Raw genomic sequence first — 21763 nt, 5'->3', positions numbered from 1 at the left:
GTTTCGTTTTCTTTGAGAGTTCTATAGGAGAACGTTTTGAGTGTTTTTTCATATTCTTCACGAATGGATTCAACTTCTTCATCTGTGTAGTAGAGTTCGTAGGCATAACCTTTTTGAAGGAGAATATCGATGTAGTGATTGTATATATCAATGCGTTCTTTTTGTCTATAGGGACCAAAGTCTCCACCTTTTAGGTATCCCTCATCCCAATCAAGGCCAAGCCATGTTATATCTCTTATCATACTGTCAATGGCTTCTTGGGTAGAACGTTTTTCATCTGTATCATCAAGTCTTAGAATAAATGTGCCTTTGTTGTGACGAGCAAATAGATAATTAAATAGTGCAGTTCTTGCATTACCTATGTGTATCTCTCCTGTTGGAGAGGGTGCATAACGAACTCTTACCACGTGTACCTCCGAAAAAAGAAACTAACAAATTTTATCAAAAATTTCCATATTTTAAAATCAGTAATATAATCTAACAATGGGAGGCATAAATGAAAGAATGTCCTAATTGTGGTTATCAAAATGAAGATAACGCAAAAATTTGTGTTAACTGCGGATATTATTTCGATGAAATTCAAAAAAACTTTGAATGGGTTTTGCTCAAAACGTGCGAAAACCAATTTGAAGCAGAGGTGCTATCAAATTTATTGGAAACAAATGGAATAAAAACAATGATGAAACGCCCCGGACCTATGAGAAGTGGTGGTTTAGTAATTGATAATATTGGTGCAAACCCATTTCTTGGTCCAACAGGAAATTTTGATGTATTCGTTATGAGGGTAGATTTAAAAGAAGCAAAAGAACTAATGAAAGCATATGAATCGGAGGATGAAAATGGAACTAATGAAGATGACAATGCATGAAGTAAACGAGTACTTAAAAACAAGCCAAACAATTATAATCCCAATCGGAGCCATAGAAGAGCACTCAAATGCGCTTCCCTTAGGAACAGATACAATAACAGTTGAAGCCCTTGCAAAAAGATTAGGTGAAATTAGTAATAGAATTGTAGGACCTACAATCAATGTTGGGAATTGTCATTCGATAACATATGATTTTTTGGGGACAATCTCTATAAGCCCATCAAGTCTTGTAAATTATCTTAAAGATTATACAACATCACTTCATAAACATGGCTTTAGAAATTTCTTCTTTGTAAATGGTCACGGAGGAAACATTGCACCTTTGAGGTGTTCTTTTGATGAACTTGCAAATACTCTTACAAACTCAAAATTTTTGGTTGCATCATGGTGGCTTTTGGAAGATTTAAAAGAGTTATATGACAATTCAGGGCATGCAGGAAGAGGAGAAGTCTCTATGATTATGTATATTGACAAGTCTCTTGTAAAAACTGAATTTTTAACAGAGGAAAAAAGAGAAATTCCGAGGTACTATGTAACCAACGATTTAGCAAGGAAATATATAACTGAAACAGGAATTATTAATGATAGCCAGGAAGGCTCTTATGAATTAGGAGAAAAACTCTTCAATGCGTCAGTTGAGGTAATGCTTAAACTGCTCAAACATCTTGAGGAATCTTAGGGATAATTTCAACAAATACTTCCCTTGTCCTTGGGCCATCAAATTCAACAAAAAAGATACCTTGCCAAGTTCCTAAAATAAGCCTTCCATTTTCAACTATGATAGTTCGTGATTGACCCATAATAGACGCCTTTATATGCGCATCTGCATTTCCTTCAAGATGCGAATAATTGGCACCTTCAGGAATAAGTTTAGATAGGTAATTTATAATGTCTTTCTTAACACTTGGATCTGCATTTTCGTTAATTGTAATTGAAGCCGTTGTATGGGGAATATAAACAACACATAAACCGCTTTTAACTTTTGAATTTTTTACAATCTCTTGAACTCGATCGGTTATTTCTAACATCTCTTCTCTTTTTGAAGTACGCAAGTTAATTATCTCCATATATCCACCTCTTCCTTATTTTAGCACAAATTAAAATGCCCCCTACTACATAGGGGGCATAAGGTAAAATTTAACTAATTTAACCCTCTCTTTGGGCAAGTTCCCTATCAAGCATATAAAGTGCCTGTCCGTGTTCTCCAACAAGCTCTAATTTCTTTACAATTTCAAGAGTTTGAGCCTCCTCTTCAACTTGTTCATCCAAAAACCAATTAAGAAGATTTTGTGTTGAAAAGTCATTTTCTTCAACTGCAATCTTCATTATGTTTTCAATTGAAGAGGTAATAAATTTCTCATGGTTATATGCTTCGTTAAACACATCAAGCGCACCATTCCACTCAATCTTCGGCGCAGGTATCTCTTTTAGAATTACCCTTCCGCCCTTCTCATTTAAGAAACTGATAAACTTCTCCGCATGCTTTAGCTCCTCTTTATACTGGACATAAAACCAATGAGCAATACCTCTCAAGAATTTGCTCTCAAAGTACTGTCCCATTGATAAGTATAGATAAGCAGAGAAAAACTCTCTATTTATTTGTTCGTTTATTGCGTCTTGAAGTCTTGAATTAATCATAAAATATAGCCTCCTTAAAATTTCTTCGCCCAAAGACCGTGCTTGTTACAATATGCCCTAACCTCCATAAGATCGTCAGCTGACCAACCAATACGAGCTTCAGGTTTGTCGCCTGGTTTTAGCATAATCTTTACAACTTTTCCATCTTTCTTAAATGCCTCAATCCACTCAATATAGTGATCTTGTTCCATAGGATGTGGGACTGATCCAACTTTAATAAGCGTACCATGTTCCAACTTTTCAACAACTGGAATATGTTTCTCTTGTCCTGTTTCAGATTCACTCACTTTTTCTCCGATAAGCACCATTGGCTGCCCACAGCAAACAAGAACACCTTTTCCTTCGTGCACAACTTCTACAATATTTCCACAAATTTCGCACTTATAAATTTCAAATTTCTGTGTCATTTAAAACTCCTTTCAGATTTTTACGACTTCACTTTCCCAGAGTCCATGAATATTACAATAGGAAAGCGCAAAAAGTTCTCCTGAAGTTCCAATCTTTGCAACAAATGTAACATCTGGTTCTGTAAAGACTTGTGATGTATTTGGACCATTTGTTGATGCACCATGAGTTTCAAAAGAAAACCTTCCCAAAAGATACGGGAATTTTCCATCGTCTGGTTTAAAATAAACCTCAATCCATGCAATGTGGTGCTCAGTAGTATTGGGATGTGGAATCTCCTTGCCTACAGAAACTCTAATCTTTGTCTTCTCACCCTTCTCAAGCACTTCAATTACTGGTGTGTGCTTTTCTTTTGTAAAATCTGCCGTTTGAATTAAATCCCTTAGTGCCATAGCCTACCTCCTTATTTAGAATTATTGAAAACTACTAAATTATAACACAATTTTTATAATATTCCAATAGATTTATGTGCCTCAACAATACGCATTACAAGTTCGTTCAATTTTTCAATATCTTTTTCTTTTGGAAGACCTTTAACTTCAAGTTCATAAAGCAGATCGACTTTTAAATTTCCAATGTGTTCTTTCGCCCATTTAATAGCCATTCCACCCCAACCATAGGATGTAATAATAGAAACAAATTTTGTCTTGGGCTTAATTGCATTAACAAAATATATAATACTTGCACCCAAGGGATGTGGGCCTGTTAAAACTGTCGGAAAAGCGAAAACTACTGTTGCAGCGTCAACAAGCGAAATTGCAATCTCACCAAGATCTGAAGAGACAAGATTAAAAGGCAAAACCCTAACTCCTTTTTCAACTAATTTGTTATAGAGTTCATCTACAATTATCTTAGTGCTTCCGTGCATGGAGGTATAGAGGATTACAACTTCATTTTTTACTTCAGGAGAAACCCAGTCAAGATATGCATCTATTATGAACTTAGGGTCATTCCACATTGGACCGTGACTTGGTGCAATAATTTCAAAGTCAAATTTTTCTATTTTATTTATATTACTCTTTATAAAGTTCCTAAAGGGCATCATTATCTCCGCATAATATCTCTTTGCACCTTCAAGAACAATTTCACTATTCTTTGCATACAATTCCGAAGTTGCATAGTGAGAGCCAAAGAAATCGCATGTAAAAAGTATTTTATCTTCGTGAAGATAAGTACTCATTGTTTCAGGCCAATGAACCCATGGAGTAAAAATAAAAGTAAGAGTTTTATCACCCAAAGAGAGCTTATCGTAATCTTTTACCACAATAAATTTTTCTTCGGGAATCCCAAGGTGATCGATTAAAAGCTCCTTACATTTTTCATTCGTAACAACTTTAGCTTCAGGATATAATTTAAGGACCTCAGGAATACTGCCAGAATGATCCTGCTCTGCATGTTGAGAAACAATATAATCAATCTTTAAATCTTTAAACTCTTTTAAATTTTCAATAAGTGCATCTTTTAAGACCGGATCAACTGTATCAATGAGAGCGGTGTGCTCTGATCCAATAATAAGATATGCATTATAGCTTGTTCCGTTGGGAAGAGGAATAATCTCATCAAATAATTTTCTATCCCAGTGGTTTACTCCAACCGCATAAACATTTTCCTTAATTTTTCTAACACTCATTTTCGACCTCCTACTTATAAATTATACCACGAAATTATTACTTTTCAAGTATTAATTTCTTGGGAATCCACCTTTTTCATAGATATTTGCGTTTTCAAGAATCCTATAAGAAAAGTTGCTAACCCTATTAACATTGAAATGCCACTTTTTATCACTTTACCCATATCAGTTGTGACATAAGGAGGAGTCTCCTGAATTATTTTACCGTTATTATCAAAAACCGGGGGAGGATATTTTATATTATATAAACCACTCACCAAACCCATTGATGATGAAATAAAAATGATAATTCCTATGAAACTAAGTAAATAAAAGAAAATTGCTTCAAAAAAATTCATAGAGGATTCATACTCTATATTTCTCATTTTGCCGAGTCTTTTTTCTTTAACAATAAAATACCAGTGGAATATAAAAATAAGAAGCCCTAAAAGAGCCATTACAATTCCTTGATAAAGGTTTTGGTAATAGTATAAATGTTCGGTTTTTATGCCTTCTGAAGAAAAATAGATGAAACTTAACGCATCAACTATCCTTAAAATACCTATAATTAGAAAAATGATACCAATGATACTAACACCAAAAAGATAAATATTCCTTACTGTATCAACTTTGTTTTTCATGTTTAACCTCCTTTTTATCTAATTAATTTTAGTGAAACCTATGGAATTTCCAAAATGACAACCGCAAATACTTGCACACCTTCCTTGCGGCCAACAAAACCCATGCCCTCGTTTGTCTTTCCTTTAATGCTAACTCGCTCTTTTTCAATACACAGAATTTGAGAGATTGTTTCACGCATTGAATCTACAAAAGGAGCGATTTTTGGTTCTTCAAGAATTACAACTGAATCAATGTTTACAATCCTTATATGTTCTTGAATGAGTTTATCTTTTACTTTAGATAAAAGCATTGTGCTTCTTATATCTTTTAACTCAGGATCGTTATCAGGAAACCACTTACCGATATCGCCCCAATTCAATGCACCAAGTATTGCATCAATAATTGCATGTATTAAAGCATCGCCATCAGAGTGCCCAAGTAAACCACTCTCATATGGAATTTGAACCCCCCCAAGATAAAAGGGTCTTTCCACAATAAACCTATGTGAATCATAACCAATACCTATTCTTATTTCCATGTTCGCACGATCATTTCTGCTAAAAATATATCAAGAGGTGTTGTAATTTTAAAATTTTCATACAATCCAGAAACTACTTTAACTGGAATGTTTGCCTTTTCAAAAAGGATAGATTCATCAAATATTGATTCATCCAATATAAAACTATTGTATAACTGAAGCAAAGTCAATCTATCAAAACCTTCTGGTGTTTGAACTTCAAAGAGTTTTGTCCTATCAAACGTTTTCTTTACAAAACCGTTTTCAACTTCTTTGATCGTTTGTCTTACAGGAATTACAGGAATGACACATTTAAAATATTCAAGATTTTCTATGATTCTAATAATTAGTTCTTTGTTTATGAAAGGTCTTGCACCATCATGCACAAGCACTTTGCTGCTTTTTGCAACTTCAACCCCATTCTTTACAGAAAGAGCACGAATATCTCCACCTTTTATAATTACAAGGTTTTTATATCTATCTAAAAGATGTTTTCCTTTTTCAAAGTTATCATCATTGAGAACAAGAATTATCTCTTTAACAAAATCAATTTTTGAAAAAACATCTATAGAAAACTCTACGATAAATTTCCGGTCGATTTTTACAAAATTTTTATCGATTCCATTTGCACGAGTTGACTTACCGGCAGCAACAATAACAACCGATACATCCATTAAAAAACTATCTCCTTTGCTTCCTCAAGCGTTGAAACAAAAAATAAATTCACATCGTTAACTTTTAGTTTGCCTTCAAAAAACTTAGGAATGACAAAATTCTCAAAACCAAGACTTTTTCCCTGCTTTACCATTCTTTCAATACCAACAGTAGGGCGAACCTCTCCTGAAAGTCCCAGTTCTCCTAAAACTACTGGCTTTGACATCAAAGGTTTCTCATGATATGATGAGACAATTGAAAGAGCAAAAGCAAGATCGTTAGTCCTATCATCAGGCTTAAATCCGCCAACGACATTTACGTAAATATCAAAACCGCCCAGTTTTAACCTTAATCTCTTTTCAATAATTGCAATCAAAAGCAAAAGCCTATTATAGTCAATTCCACTTGCAACTCGCCTTGGAATCGGGAAGATGGTAGGTGTAACAAGAGATTGAACCTCAAAGAATATTGGAAGACTTCCCTCCAATGCTGAAGTAATAACGGATCCTTCTTTTAGAACTCCCCCTGAAAGAAATTCAAGCGACGGATTTTGAACCTCTTTAAGTCCTTCCTCCCCCATTTCAAAAAATCCAACTTCATTTGTTGTTCCAAAACGGTTTTTAACACCCCTAAAAAGTCTCAGAACGTCATTTCTGGTTCCATCGATATAAAAAACTCCATCAACCATGTGTTCTATAGTTTTTGGTCCTGCTATTGTCCCTTCTTTTGTTACATGACCAATAAGTATAACAGAAATTCCATGCCTTTTTGCAATCTCAATAAGTATACGAGTACATTCCTTAACTTGATTTATATTTCCCTGTGCACCTTCCACATCTTTTGAAAAAACCGTCTGGATAGAATCAACAACAAGTAATAGCGGTTTCCTTGATAAAGTTGTTTCCTTTATGATATCTATATCCTGTTCAGTGAGAAGTTCTATATTCTTGTTGTGAATGTTTAATCTCTCTGCACGCATCATTATCTGTTCTTGTGATTCTTCGCCTGATACATAAAGGACATTTCCGTATCTTGCAACTCTATCAAGGACTTCAAGGATAAGGGTAGATTTACCTATCCCTGGTTCGCCTCCAATTAAAATTATAGAGCCCTTGACAATACCACCACCAAGGACCCTATCAAATTCATTAATACCTGTCTTTATACGCTCAAATTTTTTATCATTCTTGCTTTCAAGCGTTACTATACTAATTGCTTCTGTTTCAGATTCTTCTACTTCTACAAAAGAGTTCCAACTTCCACATTGCGGACATTTTCCTAACTTTACAGGAGATTTATATCCGCACACAGAACAAACATAACCACTACTCTTCTTCTTTTTCATTAACCTCTTTTTTCTTGAGCTGGGGGAATAAAATTACCTCTCTTATTGAATCTTTACCCGTTAAAATCATGACAAGTCTATCAATTCCTATGCCAAGACCACCTGTTGGTGGCAAACCATATTCCATAGCCTCGATATAGTCCATATCTAAATCTTGCGCTTCAACATCACCCTTTTTCTTTGCTTCCATTTGTTCATAGAACCTTTCATATTGGTCTTGTGGGTCATTTAATTCGGAGAAAGCATTTGCAAGTTCAAGCCCACCTATGAAAAGTTCAAATCTGTCAACCATATGAGGATCATATGGAGTTCTCTTTGCAAGAGGAGAAATTTCAATAGGGAATTCATACACAAAGGTTGGTTGTATAAGATGCTCTTCAACTTTTTTATCAAAAACTTCATTTATAAGGTTTCCAACCGTAAGTGGTTTATCCATTTTTATGTTAAGTCTATTCAAAATCTCTTTTGCACGGCTTAAGTCTCTTAACTCTTCAAGAGTCACTCCCGCAAACTCACTTAAGGCATCATTAAATTTTATTCTTCTAAAAGGAGGAGTAAAATCAATTTCATGCCCTAAAAATGTAACTTTTGGTGTCCCATTCACAGATACTGTAATTTCATAAAGAAGGTTTTCAACAAAGTTCATAACATCCATATAATCTGCATATGCCCAATATGCTTCAAGCATAGTAAATTCAGGATTGTGCTTAGTGGAAATTCCCTCGTTTCTAAAGTTTCTGTTTATTTCGTAAACTTTTTCAAAGCCGCCAACAATTAGGCGCTTCAGATAAAGTTCAGGTGCAATCCTTAAATACATTTCCTGATCAAGCGCATTATAATATGTCTTAAAAGGTCTTGCTGAGGCACCCCCTGCAATTGGTTGCAACATTGGTGTTTCAACCTCAATAAAACCCTCTCTGTCAAAGATTTCCCTTATTTTTTGTATAATTTTACTTCTTTTAACAAATGTTTCCAGTACTTCTCGATTTGCAATTAAATCGAGATATCGCCTTCTGTACCTAAGTTCGGTATCTTTAAGACCGTGATACTTTTCGGGAAGGACTTTAATAGCCTTTGTAAGAAGTTCGAAATCTGTTACCTCAATCGTGATCTCGCCTGTATGAGTTTTGAAAAGTTTTCCTTTAACTCCAATAAAGTCACCTATGTCTATTGCCTTTTTGAAAAAGTTATACTTATCTTCTCCAAGATTGTCAAACCTAAAGTAAAGTTGGATATCTCCCGAAAAATCTCTTAAAACAGCAAAACTTGCCTTTCCGTGACCTCTTATAGCCATAATTCTGCCACGGGCTTCAACTGTTTTATCTAAAAGTTCTTCAAAGTGTTCTTTGAGATATTTATTGTAAAAAGGCGTTATAAACCTTCGCCCATATGGATCAACGCCTGATGCCTTCAAAATTTGCACTAATTCAGCTCTCTTCCTTTCGACTTCATTTAGATTAGGAAGTTCCATACTAATCACCTTTTACTATCTTTAAAATCTTGTATCTAACTACACCTTTAGGTACTTGAATTTCAACTATTTCATTTACTTTGTGTCCAATAAGGCCACGCCCCACAGGAGAAGTTGAAGAAATTTTTCCTGTATCTGGATCTGACTCAGCAGGGCCTACAATATAATAACTTACAATTTTTCCAGTTTCAAGATTTTTTAATTCCACCTTACAACCAATATTCACTTTATCGGTATCAACAGAGTCTTCATCAATTATCTCTGCCTTTGAGAGGATTGCCTCCAATTCTGCAATTCTACTTTCATTGTATGCCTGCTCCTGCTTTGCGGCATCATACTCTGAATTTTCAGAAAGGTCTCCAAAAGTTATCGCTTGTTTAATCCTTTCAGAAATCTCCTGACGAATAACAGTTTTCCTTTCTTCTAATTCTTTTTTGAGTTCCTCATAACCCTTACGAGAAATCTGGATCTTCCCTTCAACTGATTCTTCCATTTTAAACCTCCATTTCATCAAAAAAAGCCCTGACAAGGGCTATTGCTTCTTCCTTTGTTTTCAAATTATTCACATATCTTCTAAATTCTGCTGCTTTCTTTAATCCTTTTGCATACTTTATCAAGTGCTTCCTCATCTCAACTATTCCTCTTTCTTCACCAAGAAATTCTACTTCACTTTCTATATGTCTTACTATTATATCTATTTTCTCTTTATTTGAAAAATCAATTTTTTTATTTTCCTTCAAAAATGCATAGGAAGACTTCAGAAACCACGGGCGTCCAAGCGAAGCTCTGCCAACCATTACATATGGAGCTTTAGTCTTCTTAAAAAGCGATTCGACATCTTCTTCATTTTCTATTCCTCCATTTGCAACAATTGGAATCTTCGCCTTAGAAACGATTTCAGAAATTGCATCCCAATCTTCGTCTTCTCTTTTAAAACCCTCCTCTACTGTAATTGAATGAATCGTTAAGAAAGAAATACCCTCATCTTCTGCTATTTTCAATACATGAGAAAGTACATTCTCACCTTTAAAAAATCCTTTTCTCACCTTAAGGGAAACAGGCAAATGCGTAGAATTTTTAACTGCACGGATAATTCTTGAAAGTTTTGTAAGATCCTTTAAGAGAGCCGATCCTGAACCATCTTTAACAATTTTGGGCACAGGGCAACCTGCATTAATGTCAATGCCGTCAAACCCAAGGCTTTCTACAAATTTTGCAGCATAAGAAAACGCCTCAGAATCAAAACCAAAAAGCTGCACAAAAATAGGACGCTCTTCAGGGTAAAATTGAAGAAGTCTCAGCGTATTCTTGTCCTTGAATCTTATACCCATTATAGAAACCATCTCCGTAAAAACTATTCCTGCACCAAAGTATCTTACGAGCCGTCTAAAAGGTGAATCGGTATACCCCGCAAGAGGAGCAAGAAAAATGGGAATATCAATATTAAGTTTATCTGAACTCTTACTTCCCATTAACGTATTCATAGATACTGTACATTCCTTTTACTGTGAGTAATTTATCAAAAATCTCAATTCTTCTTGATACCCCTTCCATAATATGGGAGATACCACCAGTCCCAATAACTCTAACTTTTTCACCTAATTCATCTTCAATAAGTTCGATAAGTCTATCTACTAAACCTCCAAATCCGTTTATAACACCAGATTGCATTTCTTCAACAGTATTTCTTCCTATCGCACTTTTCGGTTTTACAAGTTCAATCCTTGGAAGTTGTGCTGTTTTCCTAAATAGTTCTGTTGAAGCAGGAAGAACGCCAATCGTTATTGGACCTCCGATAAATCTACTATCCTTTGTAATTACTGAGAATGTTGTTGCAGTTCCAAAATCAACTGTAACAGCATTTTCATTTGGAAACAATTTATGGGCTTCAAAAATATCACAAATCCTATCGGCTCCAACAAAACGTGGCTCATCTACATCAAACTTTATTCCGATTGATAAATCTGGGTTAATAAGAATTGCTTCTTTTCCTGCTATTTTTCGAGCAACTGCTCTAAAAACTGGAGTAAGGGAAGGAACAACCGAGGATACAACAAAATCCTCAACTTTCGAATTTAATTTCTCCTCACGCATAAACTGAGATATTAATAATCTGTACTCATCGGATGTTCTTCCACTATCGGTTACAATTCTTAATGTACTTAAAAGCATTCCCTGCTCAAAGAAACCAAACACGATGTTTGTGTTTCCAATATCCACTGTTATAACCATTTTTACCTCCTAACCCTTTATTTTACACAAAATTCGTATTTTGATATAATAGATAAGCAAGTAATGCAATATTGTAGAAAGGTGGATCGTAATGAAAAGACAAATAAAAGAGGAAATAGCAACAATTGGAAGAAGACTTTACGAGCATGATCTTAATGGAAGTTACGGGGGAAACTTTTCAGTTAGAGATGAAGAATTTATCTACATAACACCATCAGGTGTACCTAAAGACGAACTGAACTTCTCAGATATTCTTGTAATTGATTTTAGTGGAAATGTAATTGAAGGAGAAGGAAAGCCTTCGTCAGAAACTCTCTTTCACATCAAAATTTACAAAGTTCGTCCTGATGTAAATGCAATAATACATGCACATCCCCCTTTTGGAACAGGCTTTGCAATTGCACATCAAGGGATACCAAACAATGTTCATGAAGAGTCTGCCCTTATTTTAGGAGAAGTCCCTGTAATTCCTTATGAAATAACCTCTTCAAAAGAACTTGCAGAAAACATAGGTAAGGCAATAATAGACCATAACGCTCTCCTTCTTGCAAATCATGGTGCACTTACTGTTGGAGATACTCTGGAAAAAGCCTTTAGAAGAATGGAAGAACTTGAAAATGTTTGCAAGATGTTAACTGTTGCAAGTCTTCTTGGTGGAGCAAAACCACTTCCTCATGATAAATTTGAAAGTCTTCTTGAACTAAAGAAAAAGAGAGGACTATAAAAACAAGAGGGGCTTTAAGCCCCTCTTAAAATTCAAATCCTATTCAAACTACTATTCGAATTTCTCTAAGAACGCTTTATATCCAAGATAAGATGAATACAAATCCACTTTGGAGGCAATTTCAAATGGTGCATGCATTGAAAGAAGAGCTGGTCCTACATCAAGTACCTGAATACCCCTATTTGCCATGAATTTTGCAACAGTTCCCCCACCGCCAATATCAACCTTTCCAAGTTCACCAATTTGCCAAGGTATGCCATTTTCGTTAAATAATTTCCTTACCTTAAATACTAGTTCAGCAGAGGCATCGGATGCAGAATATTTTCCACCAGAGCCTGTAAACTTGGTAACAACAACTCCATGTCCAAATATCGGAGAATTTTGTTCATCAAAGACATCTCTATAAAGAGGATCAACTGCTGCGTTCACATCAGCAGATAGCCCATATGATTTATGCAAAACCTCTCTAACCGAAACATTCTTTATTCCTTTTAAAGAAAGATACTTTTCGATTGCATAGTCAAGAAAATCTGATTGAGCACCAGTAATACCGTCACTTCCAATTTCTTCTTTATCAAAAAGCATCACACCAATTGTCCTTTTAGGCTTTTCTACATCAAATAACGCTACCGCACTGGTAAAACCGCAAATTCTATCGTCATGGCCATAAGATGCAATTGCGCCTCTATCAAAACCTACATCACGTGCCTTACCTCCGGGTACAAGTGTTAATTCGGAACTTATGAAATCTTCTTCAACTATACCGTATTTCTCGTGCAAAAGTTTAAGTATTGCAGTCTTGAATTTTTCTTTGTCAGATTCTTTATCAGGTATACTTCCAACAATTGGATCGAGCGCCTCACCTTGTATAACCTCTCTTGCATTTTGTTCCATCTGTTTTCTTGCAAGATGAGGAAGCAAATCTGAAATCACAAAGACTGGATCAGTTTCATCTTCTCCAATATTAACCTCTAATTTTGTACCATCTCTTAGAATAATTACACCATGAAGAGCAAGCGGGATTGTAACCCATTGGTATTTTTTAATACCACCGTAATAATGGGTTTTAAACATTACAACATCAGCACCTTCGTAAAGTGGATTTTGTTTTATATCAATTCTTGGTGAATCAATATGAGCAAAAACAAAATTCAAACCAAACTCAGCGGAAATTTCACCGTCTTTTAAAAGAAGTATGTTTTTATTGTCGTTTATTGCATAGTACTTTCCTGAGTGTGCGTCACCTTGAAAAAGATCCGTAAATCCTTTCTTTTCAGCAACATTTTTCAAATACTTCACCGCTTCTCTTTCTGTTTTTGCAGTACTTATAAAATCTTTGTAAGACTCTGAAAAACTAATTACTTCATCATGATTAAGTATTTCCCACGCGTTTTTTGTAGAATACTTAAGCTCCACTTTTGCCTCCTTAAAAATTTTTTTACTTTTAATTATATCTTGATTTGCATTTTTAAGAAATTTTCATATTATATGTAAAGGAGAAAAGGAGATGGCTTTACAGGGAAATTTAAGTGATTTTAAATTGGAGGAAGTGATTCAAAGTATCTCAACAAGCAAAAAATCGGGAAAACTTGAAGTGGACGGCGTTATGGGAATGTATGGTATCTATTTTTCTAATGGAGAAATAATTCATGCAAATGGTCCATTTTCTATTGGAGAAGAAGCCATTCTTGATGTTTTCCTTGAAATTAATGGAACATTTTCATTTATCACAAATATTGTATTACCACCGAGGACAATTAAAAAGGATTTATTCGATATCATTGCAACTGGTATAAACCTTAGAGAAGAAAACATTGATATTTTAAAAAAGATAACAAAAAAAACAAAGATGCTTCCCAATACAAAAAATGACACAAACGGTATTGAACTTTCAAAAGATGAAATAAAATTACTCAAATATATATTGGATGGTACGCCAATTTCTACTATAATGGAAGAGATGTCCATGAGTTATTTGAAGTTTTTAGAAGTATTAAAAGGATTACTAAAGAAAGAAATCGTTATTTTGGGAGGATAAAATGGAAGGAAGACTTTCAAAAGTCCAAATTGTTTTAAATGAAGAGGAACTTAAAAAAATAGAGGAACTTTTTGGTGAGTTTCTTGCTGAATCAGAAGCAAGAGATATTGTGCTCCTTAACAAAAGCGGGGAACTCCTTGCAAAAAGCGGAGATATCACTTCTGATGTTGCACAAAACATATCAGCACTTGCAGCAGGAGTATTTTCAGCAACAAACGAACTTGCAAGACTCTTGGGAGAAAAGGAATTCACAATAACTTTCCATCAGGGACAAGAGACAAACATTCACATTTCTCTAATAACCCAAAATGCACTCCTTGCAATGATCTTTGATAACAAACTGCCAATAGGTGCAATTAGATTCTGGGCAAAGAAAACTGGAACAGAAATAAAGCCAATAATTGAACAAGCAGAAAAGAGAGCAGAGAGTCAAACTCAAAAAGTCATAAATGAGGATGTAGAAAAGGACATTGAAGATCTATTCTAAGGAGAAAAGATGAGTACAATTAACTTTGCAAAGAGAGAAATCTCTTTTAAGATAGTATATTATGGTCCTGCAATGAGCGGAAAGACAACTAACCTAAGGTACATTTATACAACAATTCCAGAAAAGGTTAAAGGTGACTTTACAAGTATTGCAACCGAAACGGAAAGAACGCTTTTCTTCGATTTCCTGCCCCTTGAGTTGGGAAGCATTAAAGGTTTTACGATTAGACTTAGCCTTTATACCGTCCCAGGCCAATACATCTACAAATTAACAAGAAAATCAGTATTAAGGGCTACTGATGGTATTGTTTTTGTTGCCGACTCACAAATTGAAAAGAAGCAAGAAAATATAGATAGTTTTCAAGATATGATTGAAAACCTAATTGAATTTGGAGAAAACGTTGAGACAATGCCAATAATACTTCAATATAACAAAAGAGATCTACCAAATATACTATCTATCGAAGAATTACAACAGGATTTAAATAAGGATAATAAATACCAATACTTTGAAGCAATTGCCCAAGAAGGTATAAATGTAATTGAGACTTTAAAGGCTGTAACAAAACTTGTTGTTCAAAAAGCATAATGAAACCAACATTCATTGGCATTGCGGGTGGTACAGGCTCAGGCAAAACAACAGTTGCAAAGATAATCCAAAAATCTTTGGGTAAGGATAAAACTTCGATTATTTCTATGGACTCCTACTACAAGGATTTTCCTGAACTTACAATAGAGGAAAGAGAAAAGTTAAATTATGACCATCCATCCATATTTGATATTGAACTTTTAAAGAAACATCTCGAAGACCTAAAACACGGTATCCCGATTAAAGTGCCTATTTATTCTTTTGAAAAATATGCAAGAACAGGTGAATTTGAAGAAGTATATCCAAAGCCAATCATTATTGTTGAAGGAATTCTCCTTTTTTATTACGACGATATTAGAGACTTCTTTTCAATAAAGATCTTTGTTGACACAGATGCTGATGTAAGAATAATAAGAAGAATAGAAAGAGATGTCCTTGAAAGGGGGAGAACATTAGAATCAGTGATTAAGCAATACCTTGAAACAGTAAGACCAATGCATATTCAATTTGTTGAACCAACAAAACAATTCGCAGACATAATCATTCCTCGTGGCGGTAAAAACGAAATTGCAATGGATATAATCCTTGCAAAAATTAAATCAATTCTAAATCAACAATAATTTCTTTTTTAATTAATTTTGTCGTAAAATATATACCCAAAACAAAAGTTAAGGAGGTAGGATGAAAAAAATAATTTTCATTTTAACGGTTTTTATTTTTGTTGTAATGTTACCTCTTACTAACCTAAAGGCAGCTCAGCCTAACTTTGAAAAGCCTATTGGTCTCTATGGAGGTGAAATTGATAAAGTTCTTATTTCTCCAAACTACTCAAGCGACTCAACAGTCTTTGCTGGAGGACCTGAAGGATTTTATATCTCAAAAGATGGCGGCAAAACTTTTAACTCAATCGTTCTCTCTGTTGGATACAACTTAACTTTCGAAGGTATAACTGACTTCACACTCTCAAAAGATTTCGCAAAGGATAGCACCGTTTATATAGCAACAAAGAACGGTGTCTATAAGACAAACGATTTTGGAAAATCATTTAAGCCATATCAAATGGGAATCAGCGCAACTTATGTAACCCAAATAACAAACGATCCAATAACAAACAATCTTATGGCAGTTGGAATAAGCTTTGAAAAACGACAGGACGGTAAGGTTCTAAACACAAACTTGATTATGGTAAATGATGGAACTTCTTGGAGAACAATATCAAAATTCGTTTCAGAATATGTCACTGCAATCGCCTCTTATAACAACAATTACTACGTTGGAACAGAGATTGGAAAATTTTACAAGATAGATTCATCAGGAACAAATTTAATCTACAGCACCAATGCACCAATTACGTCAATTTCGATAAGAGACAACGCATATGCATTTTCAACTCTCGGAAATGGGATATTTCTTTCAAGTGATTTAAAAACTTTTAATCAAGAACTTAACGGATATAAGATTATAGGGGTAAAAATAGACGATTTGAATAATCTTTACGCATTGTCAAGAACTAAGAAATTATTTGTTAAAGTTAACGGGAATTATACAACTTATGATATTCCATTTCCTTCAACGAACATTTCACTTGATATAAGCCCTGATGGACTTTTTATTGGATCCTATGAATACGGCATTATAAAGTTTAACAAGGCAAATAAAACATTTTCTCTTTCAAACACTGGAATAACAAATTTAAATACAACCACGCTGAGTTTTTCACCAAATTACTCATCAAATAAGACTGTATATCTTGGAACTGCAAATAATGGACTTTACATTTCAAAAGACGGCGGAAAATCTTTTGAAAACATTGGCAATCTCGATACGCATGAGATACTGGAAGTAAAAGAAATCTCTAATGGGACAATTCTTGTTGGCACACTTGGTGAAGGAATATTTGCTTCCACTGATTCTGGAAAAACTTTTAAGCAACTTGATGTATTAAAAAATCATTCCGTTTCAGTTATTTATGAATACAATAATACGTTATTCATAGGTACTGAAGATGACGGTTTATATAAATCGGATCTTAATCTTTTGAACTTACAAAAAGTCAAGGACCTTTATCCATATGATGTTAATATAAATTTTGTAAAAGGTGCAGGAAATTATTTATTTGTTGCAACGAATGGTGGGAATCTTTATAGATCTGAAGATTCAGGCAAAACATTTAAAGAAATTGCCAACAACAAATTCTGGGGAATGAGTATTACAGGGTTTGATATTTCTAACACATTTACAACAGACGGACTTGTTCTTGTAGGTACAGCAGGAGGAGAATATCTCTCCTATGATCGAGGAAACACTTTTAATCAAATTTATGATTTAGGATCAACTTGGGCAGATGGTGTTCAGATATCTCCAAATTATTCAAACGATGGTTTTATGATTGTAGGAGCATGGGGATCATCAGGGACAACATATGGGAATATTTATATAACAAAAAACAAGGGTTTAAGCTATGAAAATATAGGTTCAACTCTTACCAATAGATACGTTATTAATGTGTTCTTATCTCCTGACTTTTATTATGGAAAAAACGGAAGTATTTTTGTTTTGACATCATCTGGTGGTTTATTTAGATATTCCTTCGAAGCAAAACCTATTGAAATCATTCTGACTGTAGGAAAAAACGAAATAGTAATAAATGGGGAAAAGAGTTTAATCGATGCAGCACCTTATATTAAAAACGGAAGAACCCTTGTTCCAATTAGGTTTATATCAGAGGCATTCGGTGCAAAAGTTGATTGGAATAATGCAACAAGAGAAGTTACTATAAAGCTTCTAGACAAAACAATAATACTTAAAATTGGAAGTCCATATGCAATTATAAATGGAAAACAAACCTTAATAGATAAAGATAACCTTAAAGTTGTCCCAGAGATTACAAACGGAAGAACGTTTGTGCCAATAAGATTCATTTCAGAGACTTTTGGTGCAAAAGTAGAATGGAATAATGAAACAAGGCAAATTCGCATAACCTTAGGAGGCTAAAATGAAAAAATTAAAACTTTTAATCATTGCCTTCATAATTTTGTCTGTCATATTTCTTGGGAATTTCAAGACTGCCCAATCAGAAAGCACAAGCGAAATCCTCATTTCAGAAACATTTGGAGGAAAACAATCAATTTTAAATGAACTTATGAAAGCAAAAAATGAACTTCTCATAAACATTTACGGCTTTACAGATTTTGATTTTATCCCTACTATAATAAACCTGGCAAAACAAGGAGTTGAAGTAAAAGTAATACTTGAGGAAGCACCATATCAATCAGAAACCCAAAACTTCGATATAAGAGATATGCTAAAGAAGTACGGAATTGAGGCAAGATGGGCAAATCCTAAATTCTTTTTGACTCATGCAAAATACATTGTTATCGATGATACAGAAGCAATTGTATTAACTGGTAATTTCACTTATTCAAGTTTTTCAAAAAATAGAGAGTTTGGTCTTGCAACATTAAACAAAGACGATGTTAATTCCTTAAGGAATTTATTCTATGCGGACTGGAATAGAACAGATTTTAAAAACGATAATCCTAATGTAATAATAAGTCCAATTGATTCAAGGGAAAAAATAGAGAACGCACTTAAAAGCGCAAAATTCAGCATTAAAATCTGGGAGCAGAGCATTTCCGATCAATCAATTATAAAAATTCTTAAAGAACAAAAAGCAAAAGGTATTGATGTGAAAATTCTTATGCCTACATCATATGCAGCAGATGTTAAAAATGAACTTGGTGATTCAGTCCTTGCACTTCCAAACCCGTATATCCACGCAAAAACCTTCATAATAGACGATGCCTTTGCATACATTGGATCTAATAACTTTACACAGCCATCTTTAGACAATGAAAGAGAAACGGCGCTTTTCACATACAATAAGGACATAATTGATGAACTTGAACTTATTTGGAACTGGGATTTATCTCATGCAGTTATTCCATAAATTGACTAGAAAATAAAACATGGTAAAATAGTTTGAGAAAGGAGTATGAATATGGAAGAAGCACAAGTGCTTGCAGGACTTAAAAGGAGAAAAACAATCCTTGAGTATCTTACAAGTTATGGTTTTATTACACCTGCTTTAATTATTTTAGGAGTATTTGCAATTTTTCCAACAATTTTTGTATTTTATCTTTCGTTGTTTGATTGGTCAATGATTGGTGGAAAAACTTTCATTGGACTACAAAACTACATTAATCTCCTCATTAAACCACCGTATTCTGCAGATTTTTGGCATGCAGCTCTTGTAACTTTAGAGTATGTGGCACTACAAGTCCCTATCACAATGGCTTTATCGTTATTCCTTGCAACCCTTCTAATGAAGCCAATTAGATTCAGAAGTTTCTTTAGGCTTGGAATCTTTGTTGCTTATGTAACACCACTTGTTGCAACATCAATTGTGTGGGAATGGATATTTCACCCAGATTACGGAATACTTAATTCACTTTTAAAATTACTGCATCTTCCTACTTCTCCTTGGCTTATAGGTTTCCCGTCAGCCCTTTTTGCAATTGTTATTTATACTACATGGCATGACCTTGGATATTCTACAATTCTCTTCATGGCAGGACTTACAGCAGTTTCAAAAGAACTACAAGAAGCAGCGCAAATTGATGGTGCTAATTCATGGGGAGTATTCTGGCATGTAACATGGCCTCTTCTTTCCCCAACAACGTTTTACATCTTCATTATCTCGCTTATAGGTGCATTCAGAATGTTCACGCCTGTGCTTGTTTTAACACAAGGCGGTCCCTATAACTCAACAACAACCATTGGATACATGCTGTATAGGGAAGCTTTCCAATATTGGAAATCAGGATTTGCAAGCGCAATTGCAGTAGTACTTTTTGGAATTATATTCACTATAACGCTTATACAATTTAGAGTAACCGGAAGAAGAGTATTCTATTCTGAGGGATCGGAGGGTGAATAATGAAAATTAATCTTAAAAAATCATATTTCTTTACTTATCTCATTCTTATAACTGTAACAATTATAATGGTATTTCCATTTTATTGGATGATCGTAACCTCTCTGAGCAAACCTGAAAATCTTTTTAGATATCCACCAAAACTCTGGCCAGATTTCCAATGGAAAAATTATGTAGATATGTGGAAATCAAATCCTCAGGGAGTGCCATGGACACGTTATATACTAAACACAATCTTTGTTGCAGTTTCTACAACTTTACTTTCACTTTTCAACTCTTCGCTTGCAGGATTTGCATTTGCAAGGCTAAAATTTCCTCTCAAAAATCAGATTTTTATGCTCATCCTCGGTATTATGATGATCCCTGGAGAATTAATGCTTATTCCAAACTATTTGACTCTTTATAGACTTGGTTGGCTTAATTCGTATCAAGCACTTATAATTCCTTTTGGTGCAAGTGTCTTTGGCATTTTCTTAACAAGACAGGCTTTCAAACAGATTCCAAATGAACTATGGGAAGCAGCACAAATTGACGGATGTAGCATAGGAAGATTTTACTTTAACATTGCCCTACCGATAATAAGACCAACGCTTTTTGCATTTGCACTTTTTGTATTCTTAGGTTCTTGGAATGCATTCCTGTGGCCATTAATTGTTAATACAGATCCTCGTTTTATGCCACTTGAAGTTGCACTCTATTCATTCATTGGAGCTGAAAGTACAAATTGGCAATTACTTGCAGCAGCCGCAACAATGGCAACTGCACCTGTTTTAATACTATTCCTTATTTTCCAAACACAGTTTATCGAGGGAATTTCAAGAGGAGCAATCAAAGGATAAATTTCCCAATAGATTTGACTTCATATGCGTGTGCTTAGTGCACACGCTTTTTTTATTTCATATCTAAAAAGATTCTGGATAAACATATATTTAACGTAGAATTGAAACAAATAAAAAATGGTAGTGCTTCGACCGTTAAGTAATGAAGCAGTGTCAATCACTAATCGATGTGATAAAAAACAAAGATGGAAAAATCAAAAAACTCAAAAAGGTTGCTATACATTCGAATTACTTTGAGTGGCACAAAATACAAAAGAAAGAAAATTAAATTTACAATTTTGCAAGTTTCCTCCACAAAGCACAATGTATTAAGAATTTTTATAAAAACAATTAGACGAAAATTAAAATGTAAGAGAACTAAAACTAATATATAAATCATGATTCAAAGTCAAATAGAAATTAATTAATAGAAATTAATTAAGGTTTATTAGATTTAAAATTATTAAATAAAAATCCCCGAAGGAAACCTTCGGGGATTTAAACTCAATTAATTAACCAATTAATGAATGTAAGATCTTAACTTAGCACCAAGTTCCTTAATACCATCTGCAGGTGAAATCTTTTGGAGATATATCTTTTGAAGTTCTGCACCTATATCTGTACGAGCCTGGTTCCATTCCTTTGTTGGTGGCTGAATAATAGCAAAGTTAAATGAATCAAAACCAGCTTTTCTTTCAGGATTACTTGCTAAGAATTGTTTAAATACTGGAAGATCAAGCGCGGATTTCCTCACAGGCAAATATCCTGTATCGATTGACCATCTTACAGTTTGATACGGCGCATCAAACCAC

26 protein-coding genes and 1 pseudogene are annotated in these 21763 nt (G+C 34.3%); 11 read left to right on the top strand and 16 right to left on the bottom strand.

The window, feature by feature from the left end; translation table 11 throughout:
• A partial coding sequence (locus ACP5SP_RS05335) for a glutamate--tRNA ligase family protein (protein ID WP_428076143.1) occupies nt 1–407 on the bottom strand: 407 nt, incomplete at its 3' end.
• Between the two features lie 89 nt (nt 408–496).
• On the opposite strand from ACP5SP_RS05335, the gene ACP5SP_RS05330 reads away from it, so the two are divergent.
• Together ACP5SP_RS05330 and ACP5SP_RS05325 are read left to right on the top strand one after the other, a co-directional pair.
• A complete protein-coding gene (locus ACP5SP_RS05330; RefSeq protein ID WP_416085727.1) occupies nt 497–868 on the top strand; it encodes a zinc-ribbon domain-containing protein in 372 nt (123 codons plus the stop codon).
• Nucleotides 840–1547 carry a creatininase family protein gene (locus ACP5SP_RS05325; protein WP_416085726.1) on the top strand — a complete coding sequence of 236 codons (708 nt, stop codon included), beginning with the start codon at nt 840–842 and terminating at the stop codon, nt 1545–1547. Before ACP5SP_RS05330 ends, ACP5SP_RS05325 begins: the two co-directional genes overlap by 29 nt.
• Here ACP5SP_RS05325 and ACP5SP_RS05320 read toward each other — a convergent pair.
• The 13 genes from ACP5SP_RS05320 to ACP5SP_RS05260 all read right to left on the bottom strand — a co-directional run bounded on the left by ACP5SP_RS05320 (nt 1525) and on the right by ACP5SP_RS05260 (nt 11360).
• Complete coding sequence (locus tag ACP5SP_RS05320) at nt 1525–1935, bottom strand: secondary thiamine-phosphate synthase enzyme YjbQ (RefSeq protein WP_416085725.1); 411 nt, start codon at nt 1933–1935, stop codon at nt 1525–1527. The two genes, ACP5SP_RS05325 and ACP5SP_RS05320, sit on opposite strands and share 23 nt — an antisense overlap.
• Nucleotides 1936–2014: 79 nt before the next feature.
• Nucleotides 2015–2506 carry a ferritin gene (locus tag ACP5SP_RS05315; protein WP_416085724.1) on the bottom strand — a complete coding sequence of 164 codons (492 nt, stop codon included), beginning with the start codon at nt 2504–2506 and terminating at the stop codon, nt 2015–2017.
• Between the two features lie 14 nt (nt 2507–2520).
• A complete protein-coding gene (locus tag ACP5SP_RS05310; RefSeq protein ID WP_424606750.1) occupies nt 2521–2913 on the bottom strand; it encodes a desulfoferrodoxin in 393 nt (130 codons plus the stop codon).
• A 12-nt stretch (nt 2914–2925) separates the two neighbouring features.
• On the bottom strand, nt 2926–3303 hold the full coding sequence (locus ACP5SP_RS05305; protein ID WP_416085718.1) for a class II SORL domain-containing protein: 378 nt from the start codon (nt 3301–3303) through the stop codon (nt 2926–2928).
• Between the two features lie 53 nt (nt 3304–3356).
• Complete coding sequence (locus ACP5SP_RS05300) at nt 3357–4541, bottom strand: FprA family A-type flavoprotein (RefSeq protein ID WP_428076141.1); 1185 nt, start codon at nt 4539–4541, stop codon at nt 3357–3359.
• A gap of 44 nt (nt 4542–4585) precedes the next feature.
• Nucleotides 4586–5161, bottom strand: coding sequence for a DUF5671 domain-containing protein (locus tag ACP5SP_RS05295; protein ID WP_428076139.1), 576 nt, complete (start codon nt 5159–5161; stop codon nt 4586–4588).
• Nucleotides 5162–5199: 38 nt separating this feature from the next.
• Nucleotides 5200–5679, bottom strand: coding sequence for a 2-C-methyl-D-erythritol 2,4-cyclodiphosphate synthase (gene ispF, locus ACP5SP_RS05290; protein ID WP_424586824.1), 480 nt, complete (start codon nt 5677–5679; stop codon nt 5200–5202).
• On the bottom strand, nt 5670–6332 hold the full coding sequence (gene ispD, locus ACP5SP_RS05285) for a 2-C-methyl-D-erythritol 4-phosphate cytidylyltransferase (RefSeq protein WP_416085714.1): 663 nt from the start codon (nt 6330–6332) through the stop codon (nt 5670–5672). The genes ispF and ispD overlap by 10 nt, the downstream gene beginning before the upstream one ends.
• Entirely contained in the window at nt 6332–7657 is a 1326-nt protein-coding gene (radA, locus tag ACP5SP_RS05280) for a DNA repair protein RadA (RefSeq protein ID WP_424586825.1), read from the bottom strand. Before radA ends, ispD begins: the two co-directional genes overlap by 1 nt.
• Nucleotides 7638–9128, bottom strand: a complete 1491-nt coding sequence (gene lysS / locus ACP5SP_RS05275; protein WP_424586826.1) for a lysine--tRNA ligase — start codon at nt 9126–9128, stop codon at nt 7638–7640. The genes radA and lysS overlap by 20 nt, the downstream gene beginning before the upstream one ends.
• Before the next feature lies 1 nt (nt 9129).
• Complete coding sequence (greA, locus tag ACP5SP_RS05270) at nt 9130–9621, bottom strand: transcription elongation factor GreA (RefSeq protein WP_416085711.1); 492 nt, start codon at nt 9619–9621, stop codon at nt 9130–9132.
• Nucleotide 9622: 1 nt separating this feature from the next.
• Nucleotides 9623–10600: a tRNA dihydrouridine synthase gene (locus ACP5SP_RS05265; protein WP_428076138.1), complete on the bottom strand. Its 978-nt coding sequence runs from the start codon at nt 10598–10600 to the stop codon at nt 9623–9625.
• Entirely contained in the window at nt 10590–11360 is a 771-nt protein-coding gene (locus ACP5SP_RS05260; RefSeq protein WP_428076136.1) for a type III pantothenate kinase, read from the bottom strand. Before ACP5SP_RS05260 ends, ACP5SP_RS05265 begins: the two co-directional genes overlap by 11 nt.
• A 91-nt stretch (nt 11361–11451) precedes the next feature.
• Between ACP5SP_RS05260 and ACP5SP_RS05255 the strand changes: the two genes are divergently transcribed.
• The gene (locus ACP5SP_RS05255) at nt 11452–12084 is read left to right on the top strand and encodes a class II aldolase/adducin family protein (protein ID WP_416085708.1); all 633 of its coding nucleotides are present in this window, start codon (nt 11452–11454) and stop codon (nt 12082–12084) included.
• Nucleotides 12085–12135: 51 nt separating this feature from the next.
• Here ACP5SP_RS05255 and ACP5SP_RS05250 read toward each other — a convergent pair whose 3' ends face one another.
• Nucleotides 12136–13500, bottom strand: a complete 1365-nt coding sequence (locus ACP5SP_RS05250) for an aminopeptidase (protein ID WP_424586830.1) — start codon at nt 13498–13500, stop codon at nt 12136–12138.
• A gap of 91 nt (nt 13501–13591) precedes the next feature.
• On the opposite strand from ACP5SP_RS05250, the gene ACP5SP_RS05245 reads away from it, so the two are divergent.
• The 8 genes from ACP5SP_RS05245 (at nt 13592) to ACP5SP_RS05210 (ending at nt 20972) form a co-directional block, all read left to right on the top strand.
• On the top strand, nt 13592–14122 hold the full coding sequence (locus tag ACP5SP_RS05245) for a DUF4388 domain-containing protein (RefSeq protein ID WP_416085706.1): 531 nt from the start codon (nt 13592–13594) through the stop codon (nt 14120–14122).
• 1 nt (nt 14123) lies between these two features.
• Nucleotides 14124–14609 (top strand): roadblock/LC7 domain-containing protein, encoded by a 486-nt coding sequence (locus ACP5SP_RS05240; protein ID WP_416085705.1) that lies wholly within the window; start codon nt 14124–14126, stop codon nt 14607–14609.
• A gap of 9 nt (nt 14610–14618) precedes the next feature.
• Nucleotides 14619–15197, top strand: a complete 579-nt coding sequence (locus ACP5SP_RS05235) for a GTP-binding protein (protein ID WP_416085704.1) — start codon at nt 14619–14621, stop codon at nt 15195–15197.
• Nucleotides 15197–15817: a uridine kinase gene (gene udk, locus ACP5SP_RS05230; protein WP_416085703.1), complete on the top strand. Its 621-nt coding sequence runs from the start codon at nt 15197–15199 to the stop codon at nt 15815–15817. Before ACP5SP_RS05235 ends, udk begins: the two co-directional genes overlap by 1 nt.
• Nucleotides 15818–15878: 61 nt before the next feature.
• The gene (locus tag ACP5SP_RS05225) at nt 15879–18191 is read left to right on the top strand and encodes a stalk domain-containing protein (protein WP_428076134.1); all 2313 of its coding nucleotides are present in this window, start codon (nt 15879–15881) and stop codon (nt 18189–18191) included.
• 1 nt (nt 18192) lies between these two features.
• Nucleotides 18193–19146 (top strand): phospholipase D-like domain-containing protein, encoded by a 954-nt coding sequence (locus ACP5SP_RS05220; protein WP_424586833.1) that lies wholly within the window; start codon nt 18193–18195, stop codon nt 19144–19146.
• Nucleotides 19147–19197: 51 nt separating this feature from the next.
• Nucleotides 19198–20136 carry a carbohydrate ABC transporter permease gene (locus ACP5SP_RS05215; protein ID WP_416085700.1) on the top strand — a complete coding sequence of 313 codons (939 nt, stop codon included), beginning with the start codon at nt 19198–19200 and terminating at the stop codon, nt 20134–20136.
• On the top strand, nt 20136–20972 hold the full coding sequence (locus ACP5SP_RS05210; RefSeq protein WP_416085699.1) for a carbohydrate ABC transporter permease: 837 nt from the start codon (nt 20136–20138) through the stop codon (nt 20970–20972). The genes ACP5SP_RS05215 and ACP5SP_RS05210 overlap by 1 nt, the downstream gene beginning before the upstream one ends.
• Nucleotides 20973–21471: 499 nt before the next feature.
• Here ACP5SP_RS05210 and ACP5SP_RS05205 read toward each other — a convergent pair.
• A pseudogene (locus ACP5SP_RS05205) lies at nt 21472–21763 on the bottom strand (extracellular solute-binding protein); the annotation flags it as partial.

Source organism: Caldisericum sp. (genome assembly GCF_049967455.1).
GTDB classification, from domain to species: domain Bacteria; phylum Caldisericota; class Caldisericia; order Caldisericales; family Caldisericaceae; genus Caldisericum; species Caldisericum exile_A.
The sequence above is the reverse complement of the archived record's forward strand: the minus strand, read 5'-3'. Positions and strand labels throughout refer to the sequence as shown.